The organism is Sporosarcina sp. P18a, assembly GCF_002743135.1.
Lineage (GTDB): Bacteria > Bacillota > Bacilli > Bacillales_A > Planococcaceae > Sporosarcina.
Genome location: NZ_PDYQ01000012.1, coordinates 1 through 6,825, shown reverse-complemented (window position 1 = coordinate 6,825; position 6,825 = coordinate 1). Strand labels below are relative to the sequence as shown.

Sequence of the window (6,825 nt, the reverse complement as noted above, 5' to 3'; positions counted from 1 at the left end):
CAGGGGTTTCTTATCGGTGTCAACAAGTGTACAGTTTATGATACTATTATTTAAAGTTTGCCGAAACAACATTTCCATATTTTACCCCTGTACAAAGATTTAATATTCCGTATAATAAAGTAAAAAAGGGTGAAAGTACTATTGGTAGATAAAGGTTATTCGGCCTATGATAAAGCACCATTAGTAACATTAGTGAAACTTTATTATCATATTAACCAGAACATTGAAAAGGGAATTTTGTCTAAAGCTATGCACGGTGAATTGGATCTAATTAAACAAGCAGCAATGAAAAGAGTAGTACCTTCAGTAACAGATTTATAGGCATTTCTTTATATAGGAGACGTGGCCCTCACTTTCTTTAGGGATAGGATCACTTAGAATAAGCGAGATTTCTTTACACGTTTTCTTATATAGATAGCAGCATACACTACCAGCCTACAGCACCACACACACCAGCCCATACAGTAGCAGCATAGGCAATGGCACAACCACATGCCAGCACGTCACCAGCGACACACAGGCAAGGCACAGCAAGGCAAGCAGCAGCAGAGACAGGCAAGGCACACTGCACCACACATAGGCAAGCACTCGCACACATCCACCAGTACCACCAGCACACTATCAATAATCAACACTATTGATTGGATGTAGGCAAGCACGGTACTACTAGCCCTATGCCCTATCATAAGTGCCTATCATATGTACCCACGCCAGCAGCTACTCAGAACGATCAAACAGAACCACCTCAGCAGCCGATAATAGCACGTATGTTCGCATAAGGGTACCCACAGGGAACAGGTGTTCCCATACCGTCCGTCTGCTATATAAAATGCACAAGCATCGGGTTGAAAACTTTTTGGGGCTGTCAGACGCTATTAGATTTGATTTCATGGATAATCCTCCACTAATCGCGTTTTAGAAGGTTTATCGGAGGGGGAGGTATTCCAGTTTTTCAATATAATTGATAGCTAAAAGCCATATAAAAAATTTTGCAGCAATTTTTCAGGTTTTTTTAGGGGGAATTGAACATGATGACTGCCGAACAAATTTTAAAGGCAATGGATGAAATGGAAAATGGGGAACGTATTAAGCTATTAAAAATCTTAGCTGTAAAACATTTCGGGAGAAAACAGCCTACTAAAGAAGAAATAACAAAACTTAATTATGAGGCTTTTCATGGAGATGATAACGGGGAATATTAGACAAAAAAAGAGGGATAGGACTGGTTACGTTCCTCATACCCCTTTTTACTAATATCAATAAAATGTTCTTTGTAAGGGGGCAAACATCTTTCAATTATCGGTTCAATTTCATTACTTTTTTCCATTCGCTGCTGGTGCTTCCTCAGCTGTCGTTTGTACCTCTGTTTCTGCTTCTTCTTTCGTCTGGCCATCCTATAACCATCCTTTCCAAGATAAAATAAAAAGACCGCCAGCAATTAAGCTAACGGCCATTTTTTCAGTAGATACTTTAAAATTTAATTGAAATATCCATGTTAGGATCCGTACCGCTAACTAGTAGCTGGTACCGCACATACTCTTTAAACTTAGCGAATAATACGCCATGATGTTGATCCGGAATAGGAAAAGTACCAATTTCATTAAAAGTAATACCATCATTAGATTCTTCAAATTTAATTGATAAAGTAGCATTACCAGTCATTCCCTCAACATCTACACGCACATTACATTGTCTAGCTGTAAGTAAGTGAATGGCCTCGCCTGTCATAGTAGCTGTAACGCCAGCCTCTTTATATTCATGTTTCACATCACGCATACCATAAAATAAATCATTTAACATTGTCTATCCATCCTTTTTATATAGTTTAGTTTTATTGAATTAACGATCCGAACGCTTTAATCCAGCCCTAGCCCGTGCTACTTCCTTCTCAGCTACTTTTTTTATCCATTCCTCACGTACTTTCTCTTTCTTTTCCGCTGCATCGCTTTCTGCCTTCATCCTTGCAGCCATCGCATCTCCAATTCCTTCATAATCAATAGATCTGCTTTCCTGTTCTGCATAGATAGACATCCCACTATTAACAGGGACAATATTTTCTTTATCCCGCAGATTATTCACCAATATTCCCAATGTAATTTTTTGTGACGCTGGTAAGTCTGCAGTTAATTGTTGTGCTTCCTTATCTCCGTTTGCTAATGCCCTAATCAATTCAGGGTTAAATTCTGCCATGATCATTTCCCTCCTTCCTTTTGGATTACATAGAGGTACTTGCAGCAAAGTCGAATTTTAGGACATAAAAAAGAACGCTATTTTTTAGCGTTCAGATTTCTTACTATGTTCAGTTAGAAATACACCTAATTCTGCTATTGTCATAGAGGCCACAGAATCCGCATCTAAGGCTGCTAATGCTTTTCCGGCATCAATGGGTATCGTGACTGCAAAAGTAGCTGCAGCGGCCTCAGATTCCACTGCATCGCCTGTTATGTCCTCAGGATAAGACGAAAAGAACGGACCCTCACTATCTAATTCCATGATAAGGCGTGAATTGATCTGCCAGCCTTGCTGTTCCCTATGCAATGTTTTCTGACTTACCTTGTCATAATCCTCATAAACCACAGTTACTTTTTTCAATTGAATCTCCTTTCTTATTTAAAAAGCCGTTGAAAGAAAGACTTCTTTTCCGGTTCTTTTGTTTCCGGCCCGTCTTCTTCTGTATTTTCTATTGCTTCAGTAGTTGCTGCTACTTTAGAATTCTGCATTTCTTCCATCAGCTGAATGCGGGTCTCTTGCTGGTGCAGAATATTTAGCAAAGTCTTGTTGAAATCTCGCTGTTCTTCTAGTAACTCACGTATAACCACCACGTCCTGAGAGGTTGTTAACGCTGGCAAATCAATGTTTTCCGTCTTATTATCACTATCATCTTCACTACTATCACCATCAACTGTCATGCTGAACTCCTGAGATAGTATCCTACGTACCTCACTGGATTCCTTGCCATCCCCAAACAATTTTCTTATGCGTTTTAGTACTTCAACAGCCTTACTATCATATCGTTTAGACCGCTTACCACCTTTATCGTTAAAGAAATAGCAGAAAGTACTTAAATATCTTCGGACGGTACTTTCTGCTATTTTTGATCTCTCCGCTAGTTGGGGAATAGTCAGCCATTCTGCCATATTATCACCGCCTGCCATCACTTTTTTATTATCATCATGCACCAATCCACCACATCCTGTAAACCACTGTATTATAGGGTTTCTTATTCTCACATGCTACCATACCACCATTTACTACAGTAGCCAGCTTTCCAAATCACATAAGGATGTGACTAATAAGCAGCACGAATACAGCTGCAGCAATATCTTTAATACTACATGGCCAGGATTCGCATTTTAATAATCCCCGAATCAGGGATTAACCCTCTATGTCGGCATCACAGATACATGCTTCTGATCCTCACAGGTACTCTTTAAAAGTCAGTCAATTCTGAGGCCAGTCATAGCAAGGGATTGAGTTAGTCCCTAGAATTGTGCCTTTAAAAGCCCTGTAATCACCTAGTGGTTCGCAAACTATTACTTAAGAAACCTAAAGATAATAAAACCTCATACAGCTAACGCTGGTGCTTCCAGCACAACCTAAACAGATCACAAATAAATAATTCTACTAGACCTCTATCATAGGAGTAATAGTAGTTAATCCCTTTAGAAATTACACTGAATGAGGTACGAATGAAGTGGCGTAAGCTAATCATTGTAGTAATGCAGTAAAATAAAATTGTAGTATCTAACACAGATGTAGAATTGTGTAACGATAGAAGTTAACTCAATAACACATTGTGCCGTAGCAACGTGATGTTAGATACTTTCCCCTGATCATCCTTTACTGGATCTTCAGGGGCTTTTTTCATGCTTAAGAGACTAGCTGAGATTTCGTTAATCTCTAATCTCAAGCCAGTTGTAAAAGTATTTTGATTCAACTGCTGGGGTTAATTCTTGCAGCCGGTATTTTAATTTATTGCAAAGCACCCCGTAGTAATAGCCGTTAAATTCTTTACGTATTTTTCTCTTTTTGTATTGGTACACGGTCTCTTTGAAGGCCCTAATGATAATATCTATAGCTATTTCAGGGAATTCTAAACCAGCCGTTCTCTTTACTGCTGTAGTAGATGAATGCCATAGCTTTACAATAGCATCAGCACTGTCAAAGAATGGTTTTACAGTATTGGTAAACTCTTTTGGTATGTATTCAGGAACAAAAGAATAATCTAACTGCTGGTTGATTTCAGGTACGTCCTGTATACGTGTCTTTATATTATTTATAAGTTTAGTTTTAGATATAACTCTAGTTTTAAGGGGTGTCAATTGCTTAAAAACTTTCTGTTGTTGTGGTGCGACTTCTACCTGTTCGCCTTCTGTTTGGGGGGTGTCACTATATTCTTTTTTGACACAATTATCTGCAGTTACCGGCTTGCTGCTAAATCGCTTAAATACCCATAAATTACTGGATTGAGATTCATTTTTTCTAATTACAGTATGAACCTCTAAGATCCCCAGCTTTATAGCCTTTCTTTTCATGCGATGGAATGTACTCTCACTAGCCCCTAAAATAAAATCTTTCAGTTTAGCCCCAGCTAATAGTGTCTTAATACTAGCATTAGCTACACCAGCAACCTTTGCACAATACTTTGTTAAACGTCTGAACAGCATGTATTCAGATTTTGTAAACTCTGCTTTATGTTCAGCGAGAAACATTTCTATATTGTTATTGAAGTCTTTTAAGTCCCTGAAATTACTGTACTCTTTAAATTTTTCTATGCTATCAGCCACTAATACTGTCATGGTTTATATTCTCCTTTTAGGCCACAAAAAAGACACTTTTCCCGATAATCTAAGGGGAAACAGTGCCTTTTAAATGTGCTAATTAAAGAAATAGCAATTTTTTTCTTGAAAACAATTGAGTTATATCCTACAATAAGAGGGAATAACTTAAGTTAAGTTAACAAGAACTTCGACAGGTTGTTTTCCCTACCACGAATAGGGGGAACGGTTTAAGGGTGATTCCAACACCACTTAGACAGTTGAGGTTCTTTTTTTACGTCCGCGTTTAATTACTGACAATTTTACCTCTAACAAACTAGCATAGCAACAAAAATATTAAATTGTTTATGCCATTCATAAAAATTCTAGTCATAATTCTTGGTGCAATATTATCTCCTAAATTAAAAAAGCCTCCTCTTTTTTAAAAAGAGAGACTTAGAATGTAAGTGGGTTTATTTCAACTTATTTACTGCTATAATAATATTGTCCCAGGGCGATCTCTTACTTCTCACGAATAGAGGTCATGTGTAATGAAGCTTTTACAGAAAATGCTAAAGTTCATTAGCACATACGAGGGTAAGGGCCGAAAGGTTCTCGATTGGTGCGTTTCAATCGGAAATCTTTGCTGGCTAATCCTCCGCGTCCTAATGAACAAATAATTCCCACGTTTCCAGTCGCATAAGCCACGGTATAGCGGAGGTGAACTAGGTTGTGTTCCCAGCACTCGGACTTTAAACAGATCGTCAAAGCCTTTTCCCACTCACCTCTCTCTATGGTTATGCTTACTACAACTGTTAACAACAAATGCCAAACATAAACCTATAAACGAAAAAAAACCTGGGTTCCCACGCCCAAGGTTTTTTTCTTACTTAACTTACTTCTCACGAATAGTGTGTAATTTAACTAATAAAAATGCTAAGGAGGTGTTGCTGTTGTTAATGTTGGTTAGCCATTGAATATTTTCTGACACCTTAACTTCCCACAGCCTAAGGTCTCAGATCCTCCTTGGTTTTTTAAAAAACCACTCTGTTTTACGACCTATTGGTTTCATAGGTCAACTTTATGATAGCATATTTCCTTCTCTATACAACAATAAAATGAAGTAGAAGGAAGTAAGATAACGTAAAATAAAGTGGGAAAAAGCACCTGACAGAACGTACTGAAATAACTAGAAAAACCGCTTGGCTGCCTTGCATAGTTGTGCGGTCTCTAAACCTTTTTTCTCCACAACCCTAGTCATACCAATGCACGAACTCTAATTCCATATTATGGATGCACAACTACGTTCCAAATAAAAAAGAGGACAATAATGTCCCCCTTTATTTTTGTTTTCTATATTCTTTTAACCGTCTTTTGAAAGTGGCCACGCTGCAGCCAGCAAATTCAGCTGCCTCCGGTTGTGACATTTTACCGACCTCTACTTCTTCGATAGCGTGCAGTAACGCCCCTTCAATCTCATACTTTTTAGATTTCCTACCAAACTTAACACCATTATCCCTAGCGTTCTTAATGCCCTCCTGAGTTCTTTCAAGAATCATGTTTCTTTCAAATTCAGCAAATGAACCTAATACCTGAAACAACAGTTTTGTTATAGCATTTTCCATTGATTCCGCTGTAAATAATCCCATGTTAATGATGTGTACCGTTACCCCTCTACTAGTGAGGTCTAGCACAAACTTTTCCAACTGCGTTAAAGAACGTGCAATGCGGTCTGCCTTAGTCACTACCAGCGTGTCACCAGCCTTGATTTCCTTTAATAGCTTGTTTAATTCTTTTCTATCTGCTTTAGCACTACCGCTTATCTTTTCCTTATAAATCTTGGTAGCACCTTTTTCTTTTAAAGTATTTACTTGGATATCTAGTTCCTGTTTGTTGGTACTTACCCTTGCATAGCCATAAATCATTATGTATTTCCCCCTTTTTATCGATATCTATTTGATACGACTTTTTGATACTATCTAAATCCTATAGTACAGGGGTTTCTTATCGGTGTCAACAAGTGTACAGTTTATGATACTATTATTTAAAGTTTGCCGAAACAACATTT

General features: G+C 38.0%; 8 protein-coding genes. 2 read left to right on the top strand and 6 right to left on the bottom strand.

Annotated elements, in window-relative coordinates; genetic code table 11:
• Nucleotides 1-129: 129 nt before the first annotated feature.
• Both CSV75_RS15950 and CSV75_RS16490 read left to right on the top strand, forming a co-directional pair.
• Nucleotides 130-321 carry a hypothetical protein gene (locus CSV75_RS15950; protein WP_233191698.1) on the top strand — a complete coding sequence of 64 codons (192 nt, stop codon included), beginning with the start codon at nucleotides 130-132 and terminating at the stop codon, nucleotides 319-321.
• A 707-nt stretch (nucleotides 322-1,028) separates the two neighbouring features.
• Complete coding sequence (locus CSV75_RS16490) at nucleotides 1,029-1,202, top strand: hypothetical protein (RefSeq protein ID WP_180954339.1); 174 nt, start codon at nucleotides 1,029-1,031, stop codon at nucleotides 1,200-1,202.
• Between the two features lie 268 nt (nucleotides 1,203-1,470).
• On the opposite strand, the gene CSV75_RS15940 is transcribed toward CSV75_RS16490, so the two are convergent.
• From CSV75_RS15940 to CSV75_RS15915, 6 genes are all read right to left on the bottom strand, one after another.
• Nucleotides 1,471-1,800, bottom strand: a complete 330-nt coding sequence (locus CSV75_RS15940; RefSeq protein ID WP_099676596.1) for a hypothetical protein — start codon at nucleotides 1,798-1,800, stop codon at nucleotides 1,471-1,473.
• A gap of 39 nt (nucleotides 1,801-1,839) precedes the next feature.
• Nucleotides 1,840-2,190 carry a hypothetical protein gene (locus tag CSV75_RS15935; protein WP_099676595.1) on the bottom strand — a complete coding sequence of 117 codons (351 nt, stop codon included), beginning with the start codon at nucleotides 2,188-2,190 and terminating at the stop codon, nucleotides 1,840-1,842.
• Nucleotides 2,191-2,274: 84 nt separating this feature from the next.
• Nucleotides 2,275-2,592, bottom strand: a complete 318-nt coding sequence (locus CSV75_RS15930) for a hypothetical protein (protein ID WP_099676594.1) — start codon at nucleotides 2,590-2,592, stop codon at nucleotides 2,275-2,277.
• A 14-nt stretch (nucleotides 2,593-2,606) separates the two neighbouring features.
• Complete coding sequence (locus CSV75_RS15925) at nucleotides 2,607-3,179, bottom strand: MerR family transcriptional regulator (protein ID WP_233191699.1); 573 nt, start codon at nucleotides 3,177-3,179, stop codon at nucleotides 2,607-2,609.
• Nucleotides 3,180-3,893: 714 nt separating this feature from the next.
• Entirely contained in the window at nucleotides 3,894-4,799 is a 906-nt protein-coding gene (locus CSV75_RS15920; RefSeq protein WP_099676592.1) for a hypothetical protein, read from the bottom strand.
• 1,298 nt (nucleotides 4,800-6,097) lie between these two features.
• Nucleotides 6,098-6,682: a recombinase family protein gene (locus CSV75_RS15915; RefSeq protein WP_099676591.1), complete on the bottom strand. Its 585-nt coding sequence runs from the start codon at nucleotides 6,680-6,682 to the stop codon at nucleotides 6,098-6,100.
• Between the last annotated feature and the right edge of the window lie 143 nt (nucleotides 6,683-6,825).